The sequence below is a fragment of the Fibrobacterota bacterium genome (genome assembly GCA_019509785.1).
Taxonomy (GTDB): Bacteria; Fibrobacterota; Fibrobacteria; order UBA11236; family UBA11236; genus Chersky-265.
In genome coordinates, this window is record JAEKLQ010000021.1 from 1 (window position 1) to 23855 (window position 23855).

General features: G+C 61.3%; 25 protein-coding genes and 1 tRNA gene. 15 read left to right on the forward strand and 11 right to left on the reverse strand.

The features are described 5' to 3' along the window. The 6 genes from JF616_00690 to argF form a co-directional block, all read right to left on the reverse strand. Positions 1-2239 (reverse strand): hypothetical protein (locus JF616_00690; GenBank protein MBW8886244.1); only part of this gene is annotated, 2239 nt, incomplete at its 3' end. A gap of 540 nt (positions 2240-2779) precedes the next feature. Then, positions 2780-3163, reverse strand: coding sequence for a response regulator (locus JF616_00695; GenBank protein ID MBW8886245.1), 384 nt, complete (start codon positions 3161-3163; stop codon positions 2780-2782). A gap of 25 nt (positions 3164-3188) precedes the next feature. Then, positions 3189-3488, reverse strand: a complete 300-nt coding sequence (locus JF616_00700; GenBank protein MBW8886246.1) for a hypothetical protein — start codon at positions 3486-3488, stop codon at positions 3189-3191. Position 3489: 1 nt separating this feature from the next. Beyond that, the gene (locus JF616_00705) at positions 3490-3792 is read right to left on the reverse strand and encodes a hypothetical protein (protein MBW8886247.1); all 303 of its coding nucleotides are present in this window, start codon (positions 3790-3792) and stop codon (positions 3490-3492) included. Between the two features lie 2 nt (positions 3793-3794). Beyond that, positions 3795-4577 carry an ATPase gene (locus tag JF616_00710; protein MBW8886248.1) on the reverse strand — a complete coding sequence of 261 codons (783 nt, stop codon included), beginning with the start codon at positions 4575-4577 and terminating at the stop codon, positions 3795-3797. 17 nt (positions 4578-4594) lie between these two features. Next, a complete protein-coding gene (gene argF, locus JF616_00715) occupies positions 4595-5533 on the reverse strand; it encodes an ornithine carbamoyltransferase (protein ID MBW8886249.1) in 939 nt (312 codons plus the stop codon). A 161-nt stretch (positions 5534-5694) separates the two neighbouring features. On the opposite strand from argF, the gene ispE reads away from it, so the two are divergent. The 5 genes from ispE to JF616_00740 all read left to right on the forward strand — a co-directional run bounded on the left by ispE (position 5695) and on the right by JF616_00740 (position 9052). Beyond that, the gene (gene ispE / locus JF616_00720) at positions 5695-6513 is read left to right on the forward strand and encodes a 4-(cytidine 5'-diphospho)-2-C-methyl-D-erythritol kinase (protein MBW8886250.1); all 819 of its coding nucleotides are present in this window, start codon (positions 5695-5697) and stop codon (positions 6511-6513) included. An 81-nt stretch (positions 6514-6594) separates the two neighbouring features. Beyond that, positions 6595-6669 (forward strand) — tRNA-Gln (locus JF616_00725). A 136-nt stretch (positions 6670-6805) separates the two neighbouring features. Next, positions 6806-7483: a 50S ribosomal protein L25 gene (locus JF616_00730; protein ID MBW8886251.1), complete on the forward strand. Its 678-nt coding sequence runs from the start codon at positions 6806-6808 to the stop codon at positions 7481-7483. 3 nt (positions 7484-7486) lie between these two features. Continuing rightward, positions 7487-8056: an aminoacyl-tRNA hydrolase gene (locus JF616_00735; GenBank protein ID MBW8886252.1), complete on the forward strand. Its 570-nt coding sequence runs from the start codon at positions 7487-7489 to the stop codon at positions 8054-8056. Positions 8057-8335: 279 nt separating this feature from the next. After that, positions 8336-9052: a hypothetical protein gene (locus JF616_00740; GenBank protein ID MBW8886253.1), complete on the forward strand. Its 717-nt coding sequence runs from the start codon at positions 8336-8338 to the stop codon at positions 9050-9052. A gap of 87 nt (positions 9053-9139) precedes the next feature. On the opposite strand, the gene JF616_00745 is transcribed toward JF616_00740, so the two are convergent. Further along, entirely contained in the window at positions 9140-9799 is a 660-nt protein-coding gene (locus JF616_00745) for a hypothetical protein (protein ID MBW8886254.1), read from the reverse strand. 63 nt (positions 9800-9862) lie between these two features. Then, positions 9863-11860 (reverse strand): DNA mismatch repair endonuclease MutL, encoded by a 1998-nt coding sequence (gene mutL / locus JF616_00750; protein MBW8886255.1) that lies wholly within the window; start codon positions 11858-11860, stop codon positions 9863-9865. A 113-nt stretch (positions 11861-11973) separates the two neighbouring features. Between mutL and JF616_00755 the strand changes: the two genes are divergently transcribed. The 6 genes from JF616_00755 (at position 11974) to JF616_00780 (ending at position 15702) form a co-directional block, all read left to right on the forward strand. Continuing rightward, entirely contained in the window at positions 11974-12408 is a 435-nt protein-coding gene (locus JF616_00755) for an Rrf2 family transcriptional regulator (protein ID MBW8886256.1), read from the forward strand. Between the two features lie 19 nt (positions 12409-12427). Continuing rightward, positions 12428-13228: a phosphoadenylyl-sulfate reductase gene (locus JF616_00760; protein ID MBW8886257.1), complete on the forward strand. Its 801-nt coding sequence runs from the start codon at positions 12428-12430 to the stop codon at positions 13226-13228. Position 13229: 1 nt separating this feature from the next. Then, entirely contained in the window at positions 13230-14153 is a 924-nt protein-coding gene (cysK, locus tag JF616_00765; protein MBW8886258.1) for a cysteine synthase A, read from the forward strand. Between the two features lies 1 nt (position 14154). Next, a complete protein-coding gene (locus JF616_00770) occupies positions 14155-14964 on the forward strand; it encodes a ThiF family adenylyltransferase (GenBank protein ID MBW8886259.1) in 810 nt (269 codons plus the stop codon). A 70-nt stretch (positions 14965-15034) separates the two neighbouring features. Then, positions 15035-15247 (forward strand): ribbon-helix-helix protein, CopG family, encoded by a 213-nt coding sequence (locus JF616_00775; protein MBW8886260.1) that lies wholly within the window; start codon positions 15035-15037, stop codon positions 15245-15247. Then, a complete protein-coding gene (locus JF616_00780; GenBank protein ID MBW8886261.1) occupies positions 15244-15702 on the forward strand; it encodes a type II toxin-antitoxin system death-on-curing family toxin in 459 nt (152 codons plus the stop codon). Before JF616_00775 ends, JF616_00780 begins: the two co-directional genes overlap by 4 nt. A gap of 20 nt (positions 15703-15722) precedes the next feature. On the opposite strand, the gene JF616_00785 is transcribed toward JF616_00780, so the two are convergent. The 3 genes from JF616_00785 to JF616_00795 all read right to left on the reverse strand — a co-directional run bounded on the left by JF616_00785 (position 15723) and on the right by JF616_00795 (position 19280). Further along, positions 15723-17903 (reverse strand): PAS domain S-box protein, encoded by a 2181-nt coding sequence (locus JF616_00785; protein MBW8886262.1) that lies wholly within the window; start codon positions 17901-17903, stop codon positions 15723-15725. A gap of 85 nt (positions 17904-17988) precedes the next feature. Next, the gene (locus tag JF616_00790; protein MBW8886263.1) at positions 17989-18726 is read right to left on the reverse strand and encodes a sulfite exporter TauE/SafE family protein; all 738 of its coding nucleotides are present in this window, start codon (positions 18724-18726) and stop codon (positions 17989-17991) included. 2 nt (positions 18727-18728) lie between these two features. Continuing rightward, positions 18729-19280: a DJ-1/PfpI family protein gene (locus JF616_00795; GenBank protein ID MBW8886264.1), complete on the reverse strand. Its 552-nt coding sequence runs from the start codon at positions 19278-19280 to the stop codon at positions 18729-18731. A 91-nt stretch (positions 19281-19371) separates the two neighbouring features. Here JF616_00795 and JF616_00800 point away from each other — a divergent pair, with 91 nt between their 5' ends. The 4 genes from JF616_00800 to JF616_00815 all read left to right on the forward strand — a co-directional run bounded on the left by JF616_00800 (position 19372) and on the right by JF616_00815 (position 23828). Next, a complete protein-coding gene (locus tag JF616_00800) occupies positions 19372-20364 on the forward strand; it encodes an Hsp33 family molecular chaperone HslO (GenBank protein ID MBW8886265.1) in 993 nt (330 codons plus the stop codon). A 207-nt stretch (positions 20365-20571) separates the two neighbouring features. Beyond that, positions 20572-21480 carry an ATP-binding protein gene (locus JF616_00805; GenBank protein MBW8886266.1) on the forward strand — a complete coding sequence of 303 codons (909 nt, stop codon included), beginning with the start codon at positions 20572-20574 and terminating at the stop codon, positions 21478-21480. A 2-nt stretch (positions 21481-21482) separates the two neighbouring features. Continuing rightward, positions 21483-23501: a DNA polymerase III subunit gamma/tau gene (gene dnaX, locus JF616_00810; protein ID MBW8886267.1), complete on the forward strand. Its 2019-nt coding sequence runs from the start codon at positions 21483-21485 to the stop codon at positions 23499-23501. A gap of 21 nt (positions 23502-23522) precedes the next feature. Next, positions 23523-23828 (forward strand): YbaB/EbfC family nucleoid-associated protein, encoded by a 306-nt coding sequence (locus tag JF616_00815; GenBank protein MBW8886268.1) that lies wholly within the window; start codon positions 23523-23525, stop codon positions 23826-23828. The last annotated feature ends 27 nt before the right edge of the window (positions 23829-23855 follow it).

The following is a 23855-nucleotide window of genomic DNA, read 5'->3' on the forward strand; positions in this document are numbered from 1 at the left end:
CTCCTTCCCGCGCCTTCTCCAGCGCTTCGATCTTATGCTCCAGGACCGCATTCATTGCCTTCTGCGATTTCACTTCTTTATTCAATTCGATCATGCGAAGTGTCATTTCCTCCATCGACTTGAGAAGACGCATATGCATATCCCCAACCGCTAACCCATCCCTTTTCAATTCCTGGGCGCTAGGGATTTCGGGCAAGTGCTTGTTCTTCTGCACGTAGCGCTCCACTTCTTCCAGGCTTTTCATGGAATACCCCTTTTCGAATACGTAGTCGGGAGGAATGCGCCATGTATTCGTCCGGACTTCCTGGGCGGTTATGATTCCGCCCTCGATGGAAGTCACGCTCGGTATGGTATTGGGAGTCGTGCTCGAGAAATAGGCCGATCCCGCATACATCGTGGTCACATTGGTTTCCCCCGGCACCGTCTCGCTCATGTTCATAGCCTGCGCGCTTACAGATGCATTCCAATGCGTGGCGGTCAAGGGGTCGGTACCCACAGTGCGCGCATAGTTGGTCCCGCCGCGATAGTCCATGCTGGCAAAGCCCGTATCGCCCAAGGCTTGCGGCCCGTTCACTAGGAAGCCATTGTTGAACTCCGCCTTCGCGGAGGCCGTTTGGGTGGCGCCATCGAAACGCATCGCCCAAGTGGTCCCCGGGCTCTGCTCCACGTACAAGGTGGGCACGCCGGCCGTGGTGGCCGACCGAAAGCCCCAGGCATTGGCCTCGTTGTTGTCCCCGAAGTACATCTTCTTGGAAGGCAGGTTCAGGATATCGTTGAACACCTTCAACTTGGAAGAACCCTCGGTGGTCAGGAAGGAGTAGTTGTTTCCGGTCTCCTTATGCCATCCCAAGGTGATCTTCGAATTGGACGTACCCGGGTCATAGAGGTCCAAGGTGGAGGGGAACAATTCATCCCCATCCGATGGCCGTAGATACATCCGTCCCGCGGGAATGGGCTGCTCCAAAGGGCCCGAAGGCAGCTTCCACCCCACCTCGACGTGGTCGTTACCGGTACCCTCCTTCATCAGGGCCTCGATGTAATAGAACTTTCCGGCAGTCAGGCTCACCGCGGCGCTCTTCTGCGACGGGTACCGCTCCCATTCCAGGTAATTGGAATACGCCCCCAACGAAGCGATCAGGGTTTTGTTAACCGGGTTCGCATCCGAGGATACGCGCAATTCGGCATTGTAGTCGGCGCTGATCCAGAAGGTATAGTTCCCCGACTCGGGCGCTTTTATCCATCCGCTCATCCGCACGCCGAAATTATCCGCGCGGTTCTGGAACCCATCGAAGGAGGGCCGGACCAAGGTGGCGGAAGGGTTGCTGGGATAGGCGGGGCCGGTGACCAGGTCTTCGATGGAGGTACCCGTAACCCCGGTCCACTCCTCGTAAAGGACCCCTTGGCCGGTAATCGGGGAGGCGCTCTGGATGGTGGCGATATCGGCGGCGGTCAAGGCGGCGCTGCCATCGGTGGCGCTGCCGAAGACGCGGATTTGGTCCAAGAGCCCCCTGACCATCTGGTCGGAGCCGCTATAGCGGTTGTCGCTGTTTATATTACCGAGGGCTAGAGTATTACCGGGAGAGGAGCCGACGTTGCCGCGGGCGTAAGTGCGCAGACAATCCCAATCGGCCACCGTGCCGTTCGAGCCGAAGTAGAAGCTGACCTGATTGGAGCTTAGGAGCGAATTGTACGTAACCGCAAAAAAGCGCCAGTTATTGTAGGAGGCGCTCGCATCAGCGGTGATTTTTCCGCCATTGCTGCGCACGCCGCCTTGGTCGTTCCACTGATTGATGCCGAGCCCCAGCGATCCATCCGCCTGGAGCGCCAGGTCGATCCCCTGCCCGCCGGCAGGCGCCAAAAAGGTGAGGATGCGATTTCCGCCCGCACCCACGGTGAGGTTTTTGCTGTTAATCCATCCGGAAATGGTAAAGGATTTCAGGTTCTTAAGAGTCGCCGGCGTTCCCATCTCCACGTAATAGGTGGAATTGACTGTGGTGCCGTAATCCAGACTGAAGGTACCCCCATTGACGGGTGCACTGGTGGACCAGGAAGGATAAGTGGAGGGCCGGCTCGCGCTGCCGCCAGCGGCGCCGGTGTTAGCTAGGGTATTGCCGGTTCCCTCTGTCATGAGGAGCTCCACGATGGGCGTGGGCTTGGCGAAGAGGAGGACGGGAAGGCCTAGAAGCAGAGCTGCTAGGGTGGCCTTTGGGGAGAGGACAAAAAGGGAACCAAGGCGCATAGGAAAACTCCTTCCCACATAGGGGATGCAACGCAAGGGCTCCCATTGGAACCCTGAAGGTCATGTTTGAACGGCACACGCGCACTCGGCCCATTCCGGGGCCGAACCGGGACACATTTACCTGCGATCAATCCGTCTCTTGCGAGGAGCCGCGGAGCAAGCGTTTCAGCTTAGGCCGGAGCGAAGGGATGAAAAGCGGGAGGTATCCTGATGGAAAGTAAAGTAATCACAAAGGGGAATTATCGTTAGATGATTTCACAACTATTTTTGTTGCATTTTTGTAAGGGCGGAGCTCAAAAATATTGTCACCAAACAAAATGGTGCCTACGGAATTAATACCCTTTCTCAAAGTTACTATTGGGGAGCAGTTTGCCCCGCGCCCCGAGAAGCCATCCTTAGTACAAGATTGGAAAGGACTTACGGGCAACGGGCCATCAGTTCAGCGTACTGTAGTACGCCAAAATCATCTGGCGAAATGAGCGTTTGGAGCGAAGGGTTAGTTTAAAAGGCGGACTAGTTCGAAATTTGAAAGGATCCGAGCTATGGACTCTTGGCGTGCTTCTTCAACAACGCATTCACCCGGTCCAGCAACTCTTGCTTCCCAAAAGGCTTGGTGATGTAGTCCTCCGCCTTCATCACGTGCAGGCCCACCATCAGATCCACCGACTTGTTGTTGCTGGTCAGGAAGGCGATGGGCACCTTCGCCAAAGGGGCCTGCTCGCGTAGCTCGCGGAAGATATCGAAACCGTCCACGTGCGGCATGACCACGTCGAGCAAGATCAAATCGGGATTCACGTCCAGGGCGGTCTGGACGGCCGCTTCGGGTTCGGTGACTACGGTGACTTGATGCTGGCCCAACTCCAGGACGAGTTTGACCAAATCCGCGATATCCCGTTCATCGTCCACGCAGAGTATCTTCGCCATGCGTCCTCCGTTCCGTGGGCTGGGTTCAGCCTTTCGCCAACTCGCGCGGCAGCCAATCCCAGTAAAAGTAAGTTACCGTGCAGCCGATCAGCAGGCCGATCACGTCCAATGCGGTCGCCGCCGCCGCCATATAAGGCAAATCCAGTTCCACCATGCTCAGCACCATGGATAACATCATCAGGAAGCTGGCGACATAATACAGATTATACAGGGGCCGCTTCTTCTTGGCGGCCCCGAAAATGCGGCTCAAGGACGCGACCACCAAGAAGGTGACGATGAAGGTCAAATGCAGGATTACGCTGGTGAGGGCGGTGGTGGAAACCATATCAATCCACGCTCATCATGGTCCGGTACAACGCATAGCCCAGTCCGGAGAAGGCGAGGCCGCCACCGCAGACCAGGGCGGTGCCCATGTAGGCGGCGGCATGGACCGGATGCGCCTGGAAGGCCAGGACGGTTTTAAGCAGAAGCCCGGCTACGAGCACGACCAAGGCGATCTGAAGGTAACGGTGGGGCGGGCCCTTGGAGAATTTCTGGCGGTAGAATTTGGCGATCAGGGTGAGATACCATCCCACCACTCCGAACAGGAGGGAAGTGAGGGCCATGCCCGCCGCCTGGAAGGTTGCCAAGCCTACTTGCCTTTCTTCTTCGCGAACGCGGAGAAGGCTTCCACGAAGGTGTCTGCGTCGGTCTTGACCGGCGATCCGCTCATCACGCCTTGGCGGCCGACGAACTTCTCCATGATTTCGATGCCGCTGGGGCCGATATGGAATTGCCGGATGTCCTTGGCATGCTGGCTGCCGCGCATCTTCAGAACCAGGATGGCCTTGGATATGGCGCTGTCTATCTCGACGTAACGCAGGATGAAATAGTTATCCGCGATGAAGGGCGCCTGGGACAAACTGTTGGTATCGCCCAGCAGATTGCTGTTCTCACGCAGCAAGAGCGAGGTGATGCCTTCGCGCTTGAGGCTGGTGATGAAGTCGTATTCCATCTCCCGGAGGGATTCCGATTCTTCCGCCGCGTATTCGAAATGGGTGAGCGAATCCACCAGGCAACGCTTGATGCCCAGTTCATCGATGAGGGTCTCCAGGCCACCGCCCAGCTCTTCGACCTCGCTGGCCACCGTGGAGGGATCGGAAAAGATGATCTTCAGCAAGCCCTGATCCTCGTACTTCTTCAGATCCCAGCCGAAGTTGAGGGCGTCATGATAGTACTGGCTCGGGAACTCTTCGAAGGTGAGGATGAGGCCGGGTTCCTGGAACTTTTCGATGCCGTTGATGATGAACTGCATGCCGAGGGTGGTTTTGCCGGTGCCGGGCGCGCCTTCCACCACGGTGGCGCTTCCGCGCACCACTCCCCCGCCGATCATCCTGTCCAAAGCCTCGATCCCGAATGGCGCTCTTTCCAGCATGAGTCTCCTACAAGGTTCTAGCGTTTCCCGATCAAGGTCAGCAGCACGGCCTTCTGCGCATGCAGACGGTTCTCGGCTTCATCGAAACAGACGCAACGGGGGGAATCCATCACGTCCTGGCTGATTTCTTCGCCCACGTGGGCGGGCAGGCAATGGGTGACGATGCATTCCGACGGCGCCTTGGCCAAAAGTTGCGCGTTCACCTGGAAGCCCGCGAATTGCTTTTTCTTGGTTTCCGCCTGGGCCTCTTCGCCCATGCTCACCCACACGTCGGTGTAGATGCAATCGGCCTTGGCCACCGCGGCCGCCGCGTCATGGGTCATGGAGTAGCTGCCGCCGTTCCGCTTGAACAGGGGCTCGAGGCTCTTCAGGACATCCGGGTTCTGCTCGAAGCCGACCGGGCAGGCCAGGATGAAATGCATGCCGAGATGGGCCGCCAACTCGGCCAGGGAATTGGCCACGTTGTTGCCGTCGCCCACGAAGGCGAGCCGCAAGCCGGCCAGCTTCCCGCGCTTTTCCGCCAGGGTTTGCCCCAAGGCCAGGGCCTGGCAGGGATGATGCAGATCGGTCAAGGCGTTGATGACAGGCACGGTGGCGTACTTGGCCAGGTCATCCACCAGCTTATGGCTGAAGGTGCGCGCGACGATGGCGTCGATCCAGCGCGAGAGGCAGAGGGCCGCGTCCTTCACGGACTCGCGGTTGCCGAGGGAAATCTGCCCGGGGTCGAGATTGATGGCGGCGCCGCCCAATTGGATCATGCCGGCCTCGAAAGTGACCCGCGTTCGTAGCGAGGGCTTTTCGAAGATCATGGCCAGGGTGCGGCCCTTTAGGGCTTCGTTCGAACCGCTGGCCTTGTACTCGGTTTTGATGGATGCGGCCAAGGAGAGGACGGCTTCCAGCCGGGCCCGGTCCCAGTCCAACAAGGTAGTGAGATGCTGTGGTTGCGAAAGACTCATGTCGCCCCGGGATCGAATCCGTCGATTATAGGTTATCCGCGGGGTCGGGAACAACCGGTTTCCAGAGTTCCCCGCCGGCTAACGTTATAAATATTAAAAGCTAATTTAACCCCGCCATGAGCGCCTCGGCCGAGACCGTCCCTTGCTTCGGGAAAATAAATTTGTTTCTGGAGATCGGCGCGAAACGCCCGGACGGTTACCACAACCTGGGAACCCTGTTCCAAACGGTGGACTGCGGGGATAGGCTCAGCGCCGATTCGGCCGGGGAGCTTTCCCTGGCGGGCGCCGAAGGCATCACCGCGCAGCCTGAAGATAACTTGGTATTGAAAGCGGCGCGCTTGCTCCGCGAGAGCTTCCCGGAGCGCGTCCGGCCGGATGCCGGAATGCGGTTTTCCCTGGCCAAAATCCTGCCGACCGGTGCGGGGCTCGGGGGCGGCAGCTCCAACGCGGCCGCGGCTTTGGGCCTGTGCAATCGCATCTGGAAGATGGGTCTCTCCGATCAGGACTTGCTTCCCGTCGCGGCCAAACTGGGCGCCGACGTTCCGTTCTTCCTGTTCGGCGGGACCTGCTTCGGCGAGGGCATCGGTGAACTCCTGACCCCCGCACCCGATCCGTACCCCTTTCACGTAGTCATCGGCACGCCTAACTGTCGGGTGGAAACCGCCTGGGCCTATCGGAATCTCGATCCGGAACGCAGGCAGGAATGGGCCCGCTTCAAGGCCCTCTACCTTACCTATTGCGAGGACTGGGAATTCTACCAGGTGCTGCGGAACGACTTCGACGGACCCATGCGCCGGCACTTCCCCGAGATCGATTCCCTGGCCGGGAACATGGCGGAATTCGGGCCCGTGAAAACCTTGCTCAGCGGGAGCGGCGCCAGCGTCTTCAGCCTGTTCCGGGAAAAGGGCAAGGCGGATGAGTGCCTGAAGGCCATCCAGCCGGAGTGCCGTTTTTCCTGCGTGGCTGGCTTCGCCAGCTAATAAACCCTCTAATTCCCCGTAATTGGGGGTTTTGCTTTGCTTCCTCCAGCATTTCTTCCTACCTTTCCGCGCCGCTTCCGGTGGGGCGTCGTCAAGTGGTAAGACAACGGTCTTTGGAACCGTTATTCGCAGGTTCGAATCCTGCCGCCCCAACCACCGGGGGCTATCGGGCGTTACGCATAACGCCCGTAAAGGCCGTGGACCGGGCATCCCGCCCGTCCGTTAACGTCATCAATACGCCGGGAAGGCATGCGCGGCCTCGCATGAATACCGGTACGAAAAGGATTCCGCCATGTCGACCGCCCTGTTGTCCCTCGCCGCCAAGAAGCGGCCCAAGTCCACCAAATCATTTCTGAACCAGATGCGCAAGGACGGCCGCGTTCCCGCCATCGTATACGGCCTCGATAAAGAGCCCGAACTTGTCGAAGTTACCGCCGTCGACATGCGGTCGCATCTTACCCAGCGCAATCACGTGATCGAACTGAGCGTCGCCGGCGCCGGTTCCCAGAAGGTGATGCTGAAGGTCGTCGAGCGCGACCCCATCCGCAAGGATCTCGTGCACATCGACTTCCTGCGCGTGGACAACGAGCATCCGGTGATCGTGAACGTGCCGGTGACCACCTTCGGCATGCCGTTCGGCGTCAAGACCGAAGGCGGCGTGTTCTCCGTGATGAAGAAATTCGTGAAGCTACGCGCCAAGGTCCAGGACATCCCGGACAAGTTCGATCTCGACGTATCGGATCTTCACTCGGGCACCATCTTCTACGTCAAGGACTTGAAGTTCGATAAGGGGACCTTCGTGACTCCGGGTAAGACCGCGCTCTTCGGCGTTACCACCGGTAAGGCCGAGGTCGAGGAAACCCCGGCCGCAGCCCCCGCCGCCGCGGCCGCAGCCCCCGCCGCGGATGCCAAGGCAGGCGCCAAGCCCGCCGCCGGCGACAAGAAGGACGAGAAGAAGGACAAGAAGTAAGCCGTGCATATCTTGCTGGGGCTCGGGAACCCGGGCCCCAAGTACGATCGCACCCGCCACAACGTCGGCTTCGATTTCGCCGATCGCCTGGCGCAGGACTTGGGGCAAGCCTCTTGGAAGATGGAATCCAAGAGCCTCGCATGCCGGACCACCTTGGCCGGCAAGCCCCTGCTCATCGCCAAGCCCCAAACCTTCATGAATCTGTCCGGCGAGGCCGCCCAGGCCTTGCTGGCCTTCTACAAGGTCTCCCCCCGCAATCTCATCGTCGTCGTGGACGAGATCTATCTCGATCTAGGCGCGGTCCGCATTCGCACCCAAGGGAGCGCGGGCGGGCATAACGGGCTGCGCGATCTCATCCAACATTGCGGCGACGAATTCACGCGCATCCGCATCGGAGTCGGCCCGGTCCCAACTGGACACGATAGGGCCGATTTCGTGCTCCGGAAATACGGCCAGGATGAGGCGAAGATCCTGGAATCCGTTCTCGCCAATTCGAAAAGCATTATCGAAACCGGACTCACGCTCGGATGGGAGCGCGCCGGTTCGGACTTCAATCGGCGCTCGGCAGGGTAGCTTCGCGGTGTCGGGCCGATAGGAATACGAGACGCATCGGAAGATGCGGCCTAGTCGTGTTTTGCTGCTTATTTTATCTTTTTCGCCACATCGGCATGCGTGGTTTTCTTCTCATGGACTAGGCCACGCGTTCCGCTTCGGCAAAGGACCCGCAAGGAGCGCGCATGCGGGTTTTTTACTAGTTTGCTAATAAGTTCAAAGCGCGACCTGCGCGGGATCCGTATCGCGGATCACCGCGCAGAGAGCCTCACTACCTTTAATTAAAGTCGGGTGATCAGGATGCAAGAGGATTTACAGTACCTTTTAGAGCTCTCGGCGGTGGACAAAAAGGTCTACGAACTCAAGCTCACGAAGAAGGATCTTCCTGTTCGGATCCAGACCTTGAAGGAAGAAATCGAGCGGGAGAAGGCGAACGCCGAAAAGCTCGATCAATCCATCTCCGAGACCCAGGGGAAGATCAAAGAAAACCAGGAGATGTCGGTCCAGGAGCAGGCCAATCTCACCGAAAGCAATAAGCGCCTGGAGGCCATCAGCACCAATCGCGAATACGATGCGGTGCACCTGGAAATCGCCACCCACAAGCGCAACATCGACAACTCCCAGGCCAACGTCATCCATTTCCAGCAGATACTCGAGAACCTGCTCAAGGAAAAGGAGACCGCGGATACGGCCTATAAGACCGTGCTGGACAAGAACGGCCCCGAGTTGTCCAAGCTCACCGAGGAACTGAACGGCATCGAGGATCGCATGGCTACCGAATTGGCCAAGTCCGACGCGCCCCGCAACAAGATCAACAAGAAGGTCCTGGCGGTATACGATCGGGTGGTGAAGCGCCGCGGCAATCCCAACGTCATCGCGGCCATCAACCGTACCCAGAAGGCCTGCCTGGTATGCAATCGCACCCAGACGCCTCAGCGGGTTATCGAAATAAGCAAGCGGAACGCGCTGCTCACCTGCGAAAGCTGCGGCAGCATCCTGGTTTGGAAGGAAGACTAAGAGCCCTTCCGAAGCCTGGCATCCCCGGCTCCCCCAGCCGGCAAGCAACCCGGGTCCTACGGCCCGGGTTTTTCTTTGCTTCGGTTTTTATCCCGGAGTAGCAGGAACGCTGCCGGGAGCGGAGGCGGCGACAGGGCGGCTCTTCACAGCCTTGGCCAAGGCCTTGGCTGCCACGACTGAAACCGCCTCGGCCATGATGCGCATCCGCTTTTCGCGTTCAAGTGGAGGAACCTTGCCCCAATCCTCTTCGGGGGTGAACAGGAAGCCGGGTTCGTGAACCGCGGCGGCCACCAGGCTATCGAAGACGACGCTTCCCTTGACCCCGTCCACAACGCGCAGGCGCATTCCCTGCGTCCAAGTGTTCTTCACGGACCACGGCTTCCACCAGGTCCGCTTCGAGTCCACCGCGATGCGTTCCAGGCTCCCGTAGGCGAGATAGGCATCTCCCACTTCGCGGCGGAGAGCCTGGGGATCGACGGGCCGCAGGTCCGGGCCGCGCAGGATACCTTGGGAGAAAAGCTTATCGATCTCTTCGCCCGGGATCGAATTCACGGTCGGATCGGCGCCTAGTTCGGCGCGAATGCGCTTGGCGATGGCCTCGCTGATTTGCGGATCGGACGCGTCGGTTAGGCCGAGGAAAGCCACCGCGGCTTTCCTCGTCCCCGCAGGGGCCTGGGCGCGGGCCTGGAGGACCAGGAATCCCAATCCCAGCAGGATGGCGAGCATGGATTTGAGGAGGGAAGCCATGCCTGGATTATCGGATAGGCGGAAGGGGAAGTGAAGGGCCGATTACGACTTCAGTCGGGCCGATTACGTCTTCAGCCCGAATTTCCGTTGGATCTCATCGAGGGAAAAGCGGACCACGACCGGGGCCCCCGAGGGGGATACGTAAGGATTCTGGGTCGCGAACAGGCTGTCGATCAAAGCCGCCACTTGGGGATATTCGAGCGGGTCCCCCAGTTTCACGGAAGCCACGCGCGCGTAAACGCGCGCCAGCCGCTGTTGGAACTCTTCGCCCTTGGGAGCCGATGCCCCCCGCTCCGGCCGCAACAGGCCGTCAAGCAACTCGTGGATCACGCGACGGCCCTGGTCCGGCTTCACCTCCATGGGAAGCCCCCGCAATTGGAAGGCATTGCCGCCGAAGGACTCCAGGTCGAACCCCAGGGCTTGTAAGCGATCGAGATGGCCTTCGAGAAAGGCGCTGTCCGGGGAAGGGAGTTCCAACACTTCCGGGAAGAGCAATTGCTGGGATGAAAAGCGCCCGGTCTGCCGCATCTCTTCCAGGGCTTTTTCGTAGAGCACCCGCTCATGGGCGGCCTGCTGGTTCACGATCATCAGGCCGCTTTCCACCCCGAACAGGATGAAGCCGTTATGCAATTGCAGGAACGGGATCTCGGATGGGCGCGAACGGGCCGCCGGAACGCTTTCATCGCCCGGGAAAAAGCGCGAGACGGGACCGGCCGGGGCCTCCGGCGCGTTCGGGAACAGCCGGATCTGGTTCCGGGCATCCGGAGCCGTGCCGCGGCCTAGTAACGTGTCGGTTACCTTGCCGGCGGATGCGGCGTCAGAGGATCCGGCGGAACCGGCGGACCCTGAAGCCGGGCCGGGAACGCCGCCATCCTCGCCTTCTCCGCGAGCGGGCGGACGGGAAGCGAAAGCGAAAGGCGGAGCGAGGCCGGGACCCCGGCCGGTACCGAACTCCGGAGCCAACTCCAGGGGGGCGGCCGAAGCTTCCGTCGACGTGATCTCCGTATCCGACCCCGCCGGAGCGGCCATCGGATCCCCGAGATCCAGCATCGGGATCCCCGCGATCTTGCGGAGCGCGACTTTCACCGCCTGTGAAATCGCCCAGTAAATGCGGCCTTCGTTGAGGAAGCGCACTTCCTTCTTGGTGGGATGCACGTTGACGTCCACTTCCTCCGGGGTCATGGTCAGGAAGAGCACGGCCAAGGGGAAACGCCCGGGCGGCAGCACATCGTAGGCTTCGGCCAGGGCGCGGGACGCCAAACCGCTCGTGATGGGGCGCCGGTTGATGAAGAAGAACTGATGGGTCGAGCGCAGGCGCGCTTGCTGCGGCGCGCACACGTAGCCTTCCACGTGGATGGCCCCGCGGCCGCCCTGCATCCCGTCGGACCATTCCACGGGCACGAGCTCCGCCGCGATGTTGAAGCCCAGCACTTCGCCCACGCGGTGCTTGAGCGAACCTTCGGTATAAGCCAGGATCTCGCGGCCCTTGTCCAGGATCTTGAAAGCCACGGCCGGATGGGCCAAGGACGCGCGGCTCACCACGCTCAGGATGCGCGCGGTCTCGTTCTTCGCGGAGCCCATGAATTTCCGCCTCGCCGGATTATGCAGGAACAGGTTGCGGACGGATACGGTGGTGCCCGGGTTGCGCGGTACCTCGCGGCTTCCCGTCTCCCGCGAGTCCGACACGGTGATGGCGATGCCGGTGGGCTCGGCGGCATGGCGCGTCTCCAGGGTCAGCTCGGCCACCGCCGCCATGCTGCAGAGGGCCTCCCCGCGGAAACCGTAGGTGGCCACGTATTGCAAATCGTCGGCCGCGCGGATCTTGCTGGTGGTATGCGGCAACCAGGCCAGCTGGGCATCTTCCCGCAGCATCCCCTTCCCGTTATCGCTCACCCGGATCAGGTCCAGGCCGCCTTCTTCCAATGCGATCGTGATCTTGGTCGCGCCCGCGTCCAACGCGTTCTCGAGCAATTCCTTGACCGCATTGGCGGGACGCTCGATAACCTCGCCGGCCGCGATCTTATGGATGGTCTCTGGGGAAAGGAGGTTAATGATGCCCATGGGAAATCGCTAAGTGCGGATGGAAAGATGCAAAAGGGAAGGCTCCGGCGCCTCCTGGAAGGCTCACCATATTGTTCCTATCAGTTTTATATGTTATATTCCGTAAAATGAAGGTGACATCGAAAACCCTGTACACCTTGCACTTCCTCACGGCCCTGGCTATAAAGTCCAAGGACTTCCCCGGACGGCCCATTCACCTGCGGGAAATCGCCCAGGAATACAATATCCCCTTCAAGTTCCTGGAGCAGATCGCCATCCTCATGAAGAGCGTCGGCTTGGTGCGGGGGTCGAGGGGAAAGTTGGGCGGCTACCAGCTCGCGGACCTTCCCGAGAACATCCATCTGTCGCGAATCATCAAGGCCACCGAGGGCGAGATCCTGCCCTGCGCCGAGATCGAAGGGGGAAACGAAGTCATCACCGGGCTCGTGCATCGCGCGATCCAGGATGGCCGGGAACTGGTGGACAAGAAGCTCGCTTCGGTGACCCTGGCCCAGTTGGCCGAGAAGGCCAGGCAACAACTCGAACCCGTTCCCATGTACTACCTCTGAACATCGCTTATGAGGCCCTATGACTCCCGCTGATACCGATCGCCCCGAATCCCGCTCCGCCGTTCCTCGCGGCGCCCTGGACGCCCCGCCCGCCTCCGGTCCCGCCGCTCCCGGAAGCTTGCAAGCCTTCGCCCAGGATCTGGACCGCGAGTTCGCCTCCCTGACCGCCGACGAGCGCATCCGCAAGGCATGGGCGCTGTTCGGCAAGGAGTTGATCGCGACCACCTCTTTCGGGAGGGATGCGGGCCTGCTCCTGCACCACCTGCATCGCCTGCAAACGCCTCTCCGCGTGTTCTTCATCGACACCTCCTTCCATTTTCCCGAGACCCTCGCCTATCGCGATACCCTCACCTCCGCCTACAAGTTGGATCTGCGCGAATCGCGTTCCTTCGAGCCCGACAACCGCCGTTACGGCAAAACCGAGGACGGGAAGATTTCCATTTCCGATACCTCCGCATGCTGCGCCATCAACAAGGTCGGCGTACAGGCGGCCTTCCTGGGGCGAAGCGACGTGAAGGCTTTCCTGACGGGCCTGCGCCGCGACCAGAGCGATTCGCGGGCGCATACGCCTTTCGTGCACGTGCAAAAGGGGAAGATGAAAATCTGCCCCTTCGCCGATTGGCCGGCCGCGGAAGTGGACATGTATCTGCACCTATGGGAGGTGCCCGAGCATCCGCTCGCGGCCCAGGGGTATTCCAGCATCGGCTGCAGCCCGATTACCTGCACCAGCAAACCGATCGACCCGGGCGATCCGCGCTCGGGGCGATGGGTCGGGGACGCGAAGACGGAATGCGGACTGCACCTCGATTACGAGCCCTGATATGAGATACTGCCAGGACCTCACCAGCCTAATCGGCGGCACCCCGCTGGTCCGCCTCAACAAGGTGATCCCGCGCGAGGACGCGTTGTTCTTGCTTAAACTCGATCAGCGCAACCCGGGCGGCTCGGTCAAGGACCGCATCGCATTGAACATGATCCTGGAGGCCGAGAAGAGCGGCAAGCTGAAAGCGGGAATGACCATCCTGGAGCCGACCAGCGGCAATACCGGCATCGCCTTGGCCTGGATCGCCTCGGTGAAAGGCTATCAGACCATCCTGGTGATGCCGGAATCGATGAGCGCGGAGCGCCGCAATCTGCTGCAAGCTTATGGCGCCGAATTGATCTTGACCCCCGCCCACTTAGGCATGGCCGGGGCCATCGACAAGGCCAAGGAGATGCTGCGGACGCGCAAGGATTGCTTCATGCCCCAGCAATTCGACAATCCCGCCAACGCGGACGCGCATCGGCGCCATACCGTCGAGGAAATCTGGAAAGACACCGAGGGCAGGCTGGATGTATTCGTGTCCGGAGTGGGCACGGGCGGCACCATCACGGGCGTAGGCGAAGTGCTGAAGATCCGCAACCCGGCCATCCAAGTCGTAGCCGTGGAACCAACCGCTTCCGCCGTGCTGAGCGGCGGGAAACCGGGCAAGCACGAGATCCAGGGCATCGGGGCGGGTTTCATACCCAAGGTGTTGAATACGAAAGTCTATGACGAAGTCGTGAAGGTGACGGACGCGGAAGCGCTGGAGATGTGCCGCCGCCTGGCCCGCGAAGAGGGCATCCTGGCGGGCATCTCGACCGGGGCCAACGTGAAGGCCATGATCGAGGTAGGCAAGCGCCCGCAGATGAAGGGCAAGACCCTGTTGACCCTGGCCTGCGATACCGGCGAACGTTACCTGAGCACCATGCTATACGGGGGCTGACATGGCCATCTTCAACGAAAGCCAGATGCGGCGCTATCAGCGCCACTTGAGCCTGAAGGAAGTCGGCTTCAAGGGCCAGATGAAACTGGCCGCCTCCAAGGTCCTTTGCGTAGGGGCGGGGGGCCTGGGTTCGCCGGCCCTATATTACCTGGCGGCGGCCGGGGTCGGCACCCTCGGCATCGCCGAAGGCGACGTGGTGGACGAATCCAACCTGCAAAGGCAGATCCTCCATTTCACCGAGGACGTGGGCCGGCCCAAGCTCGATTCGGCGCGCGAGAAGCTGGTCCGCATCAATCCCGACCTGAAGGTGGTGGAACATCCCGGTTACCTCTCCGCCGCCGACGCGGTTGAAATCATCTCTGCTTACGATTTCGTGATCGACGGGACGGACAATTTCCCCGCCAAGTTCCTGATCAACGACGCCTGCGTGATCGCGGGAAAGGCTTTCTCCCACGCCGGCATCCTGCGGTTCGAAGGGCAGACCATGACGGTGGTGCCGGGCAAAAGCCGCTGCTACCGCTGCCTGTTCAAGGAACCGCCTCCGGCGGATGCCGTACCCAGTTGCGCGGAGGCCGGAGTATTGGGCGCCATCGCGGGGGTGATGGGGACCTTGCAGGCCACCGAAGCCCTCAAGTTCCTGTTGGGCAAGGGCGATCTGCTCACCGACCGCCTGCTGGTTTTCGATGCCCTGGCGATGCGCTTCCGCGAAATCCGCGGGGGGCGCGATCCGGATTGCGCGGTATGCGGGGATCATCCGACCCTCAAGGCGCCGGTGGATTACACGCGGCCGGCTTGCGCTTCGGATATCTGAAAAATCCTTTTAATCCAGGGTTTTCCTGAACAATCTTGACTTATCCTGAAACGTCAGGTATCTTCAGGATATGAAGCAGGAAAAATTCTCCACCCTGGTCGACGATGCGGTCCTTGCCGAGCTGAAGCAATATTCCCAGGAAAGCGGGAAAAGTATTTCCTGGCTGGTGAATGAAGCCGTGGCGGAATACCTGCAGCGCTCCCGCCTTCGTCCTGCCTTCCTGGAATCGATGAATAGGGTCCTCGATAAGCACTCCGATCTCATGCAGCGGCTCGCGAAGTGAAGGAGTCCGTTTTCCTCACTTTGGAGGAATGCCTGCGTTTGCATGAGGAGCAGATCCGGCGCTTCGGAGGATTGGCCGGGCTCCGGGATCCGGGCCTATTGGAAAGCGCCCTGGCCCGGCCGCGATCGGGATATTACCAGACCCTGTTCGAACAAGCCGCGGCGTTGATGCAAAGCCTGGCTATGAATCACTGCTTCGTCGACGGCAACAAACGTATGGCCATGGGCTGCGCGTTCATATTCCTGGATTGGAACGGCTACGAGATCAACGTGGGCGGAGAGGCCGCCGAGAAATTCCTATTGGAGAAAGTGATTCTCGGCAAAGCCGATGTCGCGGTAATCGCGGGTTGGCTGGAAGATCATGCGGCATCGCTTTCGCCGGATGGAACGAAGAAGAGGACCGCGGCGTCCCCCAAGAAACGCCGCTCCGGCCGGACCGGGCGGGGCAGATCTTAAGAGCCCCAAACTTGTGGGCTCTAAACCAACGCCTCCCGGATTTTCCCTTCCAGCGCCGACAAGGTGAAGGGCTTCTGGATGAAGGCTCTTCCGCCTTCGGAGACTTCCTGGCGGAAGACCACGTCCTGCGTATAGCCCGACATGAATAGCACGCGCAGGCTGGGCATGATCTTGCCCATCGCGTCGGCCAATTCCTTGCCGCCCATCCCGGGCATCACCACGTCGGTCAACAGCAAATGCACGGGCTGCGGATACGTCTCGGCGAGGGCCAGCGCCTCGCGGCCTTGGCGGGCTTCCAGCACCATGAAGCCTTGGCGGCTCAAGAGTTCCCGAACGATGCCGCGCACCTCGTCGTCGTCCTCGACCACGAGGACGGTCTTGGGGACGAAGGAGGAGGAACGGAGCGCCTTCTGGACTTCGGCCTCTTCCTCGGGCTCCTCTTCGCTGATGGGCAGGTAGCACGAGAACACGCTTCCCTTGTCCACTTCGGTTTCGACCAGCACGCAACCGCTGTTCTGGGTGATGATGCCGTAGACGGTCGAAAGGCCCAGCCCCGAGCCCGAACGCCCCTTGGGCCCATCGCCTTTCCCCTTGGTCGTGAAGAAAGGATCGAAGATATGCGGCAAGTCGTCCGTCCCGATCCCTTTTCCGGAGTCGGCCACTGAGATGCGTAAATGCGGGCCCGCGTGGACGCGCCCGTAAGCCCCGGGTATGTCCCCCGACAAAACCACCTGGCCAGTCGACAACGCCAAGGTGCCGCCGTCGGACATGGCATCGCGGGCGTTGACCACCAGGTTCATGATCACTTGTTCCAATTGCACCGGATCCATGCGCACTTGGCCCGCCCGCGGATCCAGGCTCAGGCTCAGCTCGATGTTTTCTTCCAGAAGATGGCGCAGCATCCGTTCCATCGAACCGATCACGTAGTTGGGTTGGATCACTTTCGGCTGCGGGATCTCCTGGCGGCTGAAAGCCAGCAATTGGCGGATCAGGCCCGCGGCCCTTTCGCTGCCGTTGAGGATCTCCCCCACTTCCCGTCGCACCGGATGGCCCGGTTCCAGGCGCAGCTGCATCAATTCGCAGTAGCCCATGATGGCGGCCAACAGGTTGTTGAAATCATGGGCGATGCCGCCGGCCAACCGGCCCACGGCTTCGAGCTTCTGGGATTGCCGCAACTGATCTTCCTTGATCCGCAGGGCCTCCTCGGAGTGCCGGGTCTCGGTCACGTCGGAAACGGCCCCGATCCATTTTACGGCCACCCCGTTGGCATCCCAGACGGCCGTGCCTTGATCGCGCCATACGCGCCAGGACCCGTCCCGGCACCGCACGCGGTATTCCGCCAGGAAAGGCGCGCGCCCGCGCTGGTGCTTTTCGATGGCCGACATCACGCAACTCCGGTCCTCGGGATGCAGCAAGGCTTCCCAACCTTCCAAGGTGCGCGCGATCTCGCCATGCTTATAGCCCAAGCGCTCGTCGATGGGGCCGAACCATTCCAGCACCCCCGAAGCCATGTCCCATTCGTAGATGAGGTCGTTGCCGCATTCGGCGGCCACGCGCATTCGCTCTTCGGATCGCCGCAGGGCCTCTTCTTCGCGCTTCCGCTCGGTGATGTCCACGAAAGTGCCCATGACGCTTTCGAGGTTCCCCTGTTCGTCCTGGATGGGCGATCCGTAAACGATCAACCGCGTCCGGCGTCCGTAGCGGCCGATCACTTCCACTTCGTAATGCGAGCTTTGGCCCACCCACCTGCGGGCGTGTTCCCGCTTTATGATCTGGACGCTTTCGGGGGTGAAGAATTCTTCGTAGAGCTGGGCCGATCCGATCAATTCCGCCGGGGAATCCAGCTCCAGGAACTCGCTCATGACGGGGTTGATGTAGATGGTCCGCCCTTCCCGGTCGAGATGCCAGATGCCCACCGGGCTGCTCTCGGCTAAGGCGCGGTAGCGCATCTCGCTCCTTTGCAGGTCGAGTTGCGCCTCCACTTTATGGCCTTCCAGTTCCGCCCGCACTTGCCGCAGGGCCTCGCTATCGGCGCGGTGCCGATCCCCGCGCACGGTGGCATCCCGGTTGAGCTGCGAAACCTGGCGGGTGCGGGTACGCATTCGCCAGATGAACAACCCATTCACGGCCAAGCTGGCGGCCATGGCGGCGAGCCAGAAATCCATCTGGTAAATGCCTTTCTCCCGGTTTCCGTCGGGCACGTGCCGATCCTCCCGCGGCGCGCGTACGGGCCGGAGGAGGGACAAGCGGGATTGTATTATAAATGACGGTTTCAGGCCAATCGTTTTAATGGAAGAGAAGCTGGGCGCCGGTCAGGGCCAGAAGGCCGTAAACGAGCCAATCGAAAGCCTTTTGGGGTAAAAGCCGGTTGGCCAGCCAACCCACCGCCACCCCGACCGGGATACATGCCAGATAGCGTAAATCCAGTTTCAGGGATTCCGTCGTGATCAACCCGGAAAACAGATAGGGCGGCACCTTAAAGAGATTCAGGGCCGTGAAAAAGATGGCGTTGCTGGCGACGAAAACCGTCTTGTCCGCCTTCTGGGCCAAAAGATAGATGGCCATGATGGGCCCGGCCCCATGCGCGATAGTGGAAGAGAATCCGGCCGCCACCCCGACCAATACGGACGCGGCCACGGAGGGTTTCCACGCGCGTTCGGGATACCACCAATTGCGAAACAAGAGCAGAGCCGTCAGGACCAGCGCCGTGGCCCCGATGGAAACCCGCAGCAGGTGCTCGGAAATATGGCTGACGAAGGCCATGCCGATGGCGACGCCGCCCAAAGCGCCCCAGAAGGGCATGCGGATGAGGCTTAAGTCCCATTTTTTCCAGAAGGCCGAAAGCGTGAACAGATCCGCAAAGCAAAGCAGCGGAAGTATGATGCCGATCGCCTGCCGCGCCGGGACCGCCGTGGCCAGCAAGGGAGTGGTAAGCATGCCCAAGCCGGTGGCGAAGCCGGCCTTGGAAAGACCGATCAGGAATGCCCCGAGATAGGGATAGAACCAGGCGGGAGGCGCGTACACGTTTACCGGGCCACGATCTGCGCGCGCACGGTTTCGGCCGCGGCCGGGCCTTCCAGGTAGGCTACCAGGGCCAGCGCGAATTCTTCGGCCGTGCCCGCGCCGCGGGAGGTGATGACCTTGCCGTCCACCACCACCCGATCCCGAAGGTAGGCTTTCGCGATGGGGACCAGTTCGGCCTCCCGCGACGGAAACGAAGTAATGGCATGCGACTGCGCCACCCCGGCGTCGGCCAGGATCACCGGAGCCGCGCAAATGGCCGCGATCGGCACTCCCGCGGCGTAGCTGCGACGCACCAATTCGGTTACGCGGATATCCTTGCGCAACCGATCCACCCCCGGCCCCCCGGGGAGGATGAGCATATCGAAGGTTTCCCGAAGGCAATCGTCCAATAGGCGATCGGCCTGCACCTTAATCCCGCGCCCCCCGGCCACCACCAGGCCTGGCCCGGTGGAGGCGGCCACCGCTTCCACCCCGGCCCGGCGGAGCAGGTCCAAAGGGGTAACCGCTTCCATTTCCTCGAAGCCCTCGGATAGGATCAAAAGCACCCTTTTCATATTTTGTCCTCTTACGCCTGAGAGACGCTCAGAGCCTTCGGGCCATAAAATTAGTTAACCCACCCTGGCCGCCGTCGGCTGTTTGGAAGACATGGAAGATCGCATCATCAGGGCGACCGGGGAGGTCGCCGAATTACGCTTCGTTCTGGTGGACGCCACCCAGGCCGCCAATGCCATCGGCGGGTACCATGACGCGCGCGCGTTCACCCGCATCCTGATGGGCGAGACCATCGTCTCTTCCTTGTTGCTCGCCTCTGGCCTCAAAGGCAACGGTACGGTGCAGGTGAAATTCCAATACTCTGGGGACTTCCCCATGGCCACCGCCGATGCTACGCCCTTGGGGCTGGTGCGGGCGATGATCCCCTTCGAGGACGTGAAACGCATCGGCGATTTCGAGCCCTTGCTCTCGCCGCAGACCATGACCGTTCGCAAACGCAATGAGCAAGGCACCGCGCTTTCCGAGGGCATAGTGGAAATGCCCTCGGAAAAGATCGGCCCCTGTACGGCTTACTACCTGCTGCAAAGCGAGCAGACGAGATCGGCGGTGGGCATCATGGCGCGGCAGACCCCGGCCGGGCAGGATCCGACGGGGCAAACCGCCAAGGGGCCGAATGCCCCCGGCGATAGCCTGGGCTTCTGCGGCGGGTTCCTGGTCGAGGCCTTGCCCAAGGCCGATGCGAAAACCCTTGCCATCCTGGAGCAGGTCGTGAAGGACATGCCGTCCATCGAAACCTATCGCGCCGAGGGCGGCGGCCTCGATTTGGAAAGGATGCTCGCGGATCTTGCGGGCCCGTTCCGTTACACGGTCCATCGCGAGATGAAGGTGCTGCCTTTTTGCCCATGCTCGGAGACCGGCGTGCTGAAGGCCATCTCGGGCATGCCCCGCGAAGAATTGGAAGAAGTGGTCATCAAGCATGAGACCTTGGAACTGCATTGCGAGTATTGCCGGAAGCGTTATCTGGCCACTCCCGCCATGATCCGGGAATTGCTCGACGGAATGGACGAAGAGCCGGAAGCGGACGAAGACGAAGGCGGGGACGAAAGCCTGGACGAAGGCAAGGGGCCGGACGATTTCCCGGGTTAGGCAGGCGCGGCGGGAAGGGCCCGGGAGAAGGGCTCGGAACGACTTGCTCCGGTAGTCCGCGCCGGGCTTTTAGGCTAAATTTCGTCTCCTGCCGTATTATCTTTGGCGCCGGTCCGGGGAGACCCCCGGAATCCGGCGTACAGGTCCCCGCGGGGATCAAGGGAGCGATCGAGTGGTCATGGTTGAACGCCGCGGAAGGAAGGACCGGTGACCTCGGAATCGAAGTCGCTGCTGGTCCTGGAATCCGATGACGGGATCCAGGAGATGATCCAATCCATCGTACTCGATCACGACTTGTCCATGCTTTCCGCTTTCAACCTGGAGGACGCGAAGCGCCTGATCGGAACCGGCCGCACGCTGGCGTTCGCCTTCAACCTTTCCCTGATCGGCGATGAACCTCTCGCCTTCGTGCGCCGCCTGCGCCAGGAACATCCCAATCTGCCTCTCATCGCCCTGGTGGGCGCGGCCCACCAAGGCCTTACCGTGTCCCTGCTCCAGTCCGGCACCTATGCCTGCCTTTCCATGCCTCTGCAAGTGGGCGAGCTCGCGTACAATCTGACCAAAATCATGGCCAGCCTCGCGGACGCCTACAACCCGTTCGCCATGCGGTACGAGGAACGCATCCTCATAATGCCCAACGATTTCGCGCTTGTGATGCAGGTGGCCAAGAACCTGGTGGAATCGACACTCCCCTTGCACGAGAAGAACCGCTACCACATCATCCTCGGATTGTCCGAGGTCATCAACAACGCCATCGAGCACGGCAACCTGGGGATTTCCTTCGAGGAGAAAAGCGATGCGCTGAAGGCCTCGCGCTTCTACCCGCTGGCGATCGAACGCTCCCACAAGGAACCGTACAAGGACCGCGTGGTCACCATCCGCTCCCGGGTCTTCCCCAACCTGCGCCGCATCGAGTACTTCATAGCCGATCAAGGCGTCGGCTTCGATTGGCGCGCGCTGCCCGATCCCAAGGACAAAAGCAACCTCCTCAACCGCAACGGGCGGGGCATCATGATGGCGCGCTACGCGTTCGATGAGATGGTCTACAACGACACCGGCAACGAGGTGACCCTGGTGGTCAACCTGGACGTGCCTTACCGCGGCCGCAGGACCTGAACATGGCTTATCTGGCGATGGCGCGCAAATGGCGCCCCAAGAACTTCGAAGACATGGTGGGCCAGGATCACATCGCCCAAACCATCCGCAACGCCATCGAGGGCAAGCGCATCTCCCACGCCTACCTGTTCACCGGCACCCGCGGCGTGGGCAAGACCACCTCGGCGCGCATCCTGGCCAAGGCCCTCAATTGCAAGAACGGGCCCACCCCCATCCCCTGCGACGCTTGCAAGAACTGCAAGGCCGTGAACGCGGGCAGCTCGCTGGACGTGCTGGAGATCGACGGCGCCTCCAACAACAGCGTGGACGATATTCGCGAGCTGCGCGAGAACGTGAATTACGCGCCCATGAACGGCAGCTACAAGATCTACGTCATCGACGAGGTCCACATGCTCACCAAGAACGCGTTCAACGCGCTCTTGAAGACGCTGGAAGAGCCGCCGCCCCACGTGGTCTTCATCTTCGCCACCACCGAGGTCAACAAGGTCCCGCATACAATCCTGTCGCGCGTGCAACGCTTCGATTTCAAGCGCATCTCGGAACAGCACATCCGCGAGCGCCTGGAATACATTTGCGCCCGGGAAGAGATCAAAGCGGAGCGCGAGGCCTTGGAGGCGGTGGCCCGCAAGGGCGACGGATCGATGCGCGACGCCCTGAGCCTTTTCGATCAGGTCTATGCTTACGCGGGCGCGGACTTTACCCTGGAGGCGGCCCGCAAGGTATTGGGCCTGCCGAGGGAAAGCCTTTGCGACGGCCTCATCCGCGCGTTGGTCCAGCACGATCAGAAGACCTGTTTCGCATCCTTGCAGGACGCCCTGAACGAAGGCATCGAGATCCAGGACTTCCTGATCGCTTTCGGCGAATACCTGCGCAACATGCTTTTCGCCCGCCAAGGCGTGAGCCCGGTGGCCTTGGGCCTTTCCGAGGCCCGCTACGCCGAGCTCGCCGCGGTCGCCCCGGAATTGCGCGACGGCGATATCATCCGCTTCGCCAAACTGATATCCGACATCCTCGTTTCCCTCAAGTCGGCGGCGCATCCGCGGCTGGCCGCGGAGCTGGGGCTGGCGCGCATGGCTTCCTTGGATCGCGTGGTGAGCTTGTCGCAGGTGCTCGGCGCCGGGGGAACTACCGGAGGGCAGGCGCCATCGTCCGCCGCCGAATCCCAGCCCGCTCCGTTGAGGGCCGCCCCCGACCTCGCCGAGGTCAAAAAAAAAAGCCCTGAAATAGACGCCGAGAAGGGCGAGAAAGCAGCCGTGAAGATCGCGATGCCGCCTACCGCGATGGCAACGCCACCGGCCTCCGCGCAGCCGGCCTCCGCCCAGGCATTCGCGCCTGCAGCCCAACCCCAGACCGCCGTCGCCTCCGCACGCGAAACCGCGCCGCTGCGCCCGCCTGCCTCCGACCCGACCGCATTCGAGCCGGGCCATGTGGTCGTCGCCACCTTGGCCCCCGTTCGGGACCTTAACCCTGCGGAAATCGACGAGCGCCTTGCGCCGCCTATCGAATCGGAATACGGGGACCCCGATCCCGACTATCCCGCCGATGCCGAGGATCCGGACGCCCCGCCTTCGCATATGGCGCCAACGCAGCCTACGGCCCAAGCGCCCCGCCCTCCGGAAGATCCGGTTACCGTCCCGCTGCAAGCCTCCCCCGCGGCTTTGCCCGGCCTGTGGCCCCGCCTGGTCGCCGAATTCAGCGCCGCCCGGCCCTTGGTGGGATCGAACCTGCTGCGCTCGCGCTTGGCCTGGGAGGACGGGGAAACGCCGGGGTTACGGGTGATCTTCCTGGAGCGGAGCGCCTGGTCCCTGGTCGGCGAGGATCCCGATTCCCGCAAGACCATCCAGGCTTTCCTGGCGTCCAAGTCGGAAGGCGGCCGCGAGACGCCGGTGCGCTTCTCCTTGGACCCCGATGCGGCCGCCAGCCCGGCCCCGGCCATGGCGGCTTACGTGGAGAACGATCCGATGAAAAGGGAACCGATCATCGGTTTCATCCAGGAATTGTTCGAAGGCAGACTACTTTAAGAGCCCGAAAGGATCCGTTTCATGAACATGCAGAAAATGATGAAAGAACTGCAGAAGATGCAGGGCAAGATGGCCAACGTACAGAAGGAGATGGAGAGTACCGTCTTCGAAGCCGAGGCCGGCGGCGGAATGGTGAAGATCGCCATCAACGGCAAATACGAAGTACAATCGGTCAAGCTGTCGAAGGACGCGGTCGATCCCGACGATGTGGAAGCCCTGGAGGATTTGCTTTTGGCGGCCTTCAACTCGGCCCGCGCCAAGGTAGAGGACGCCTCTTCCGAAAAGATGGGCGGCCTGACCAAGGGATTGGGAATTCCGGGCATGTAGCCAGTGCGGATGGCAACGGCGTGCCAA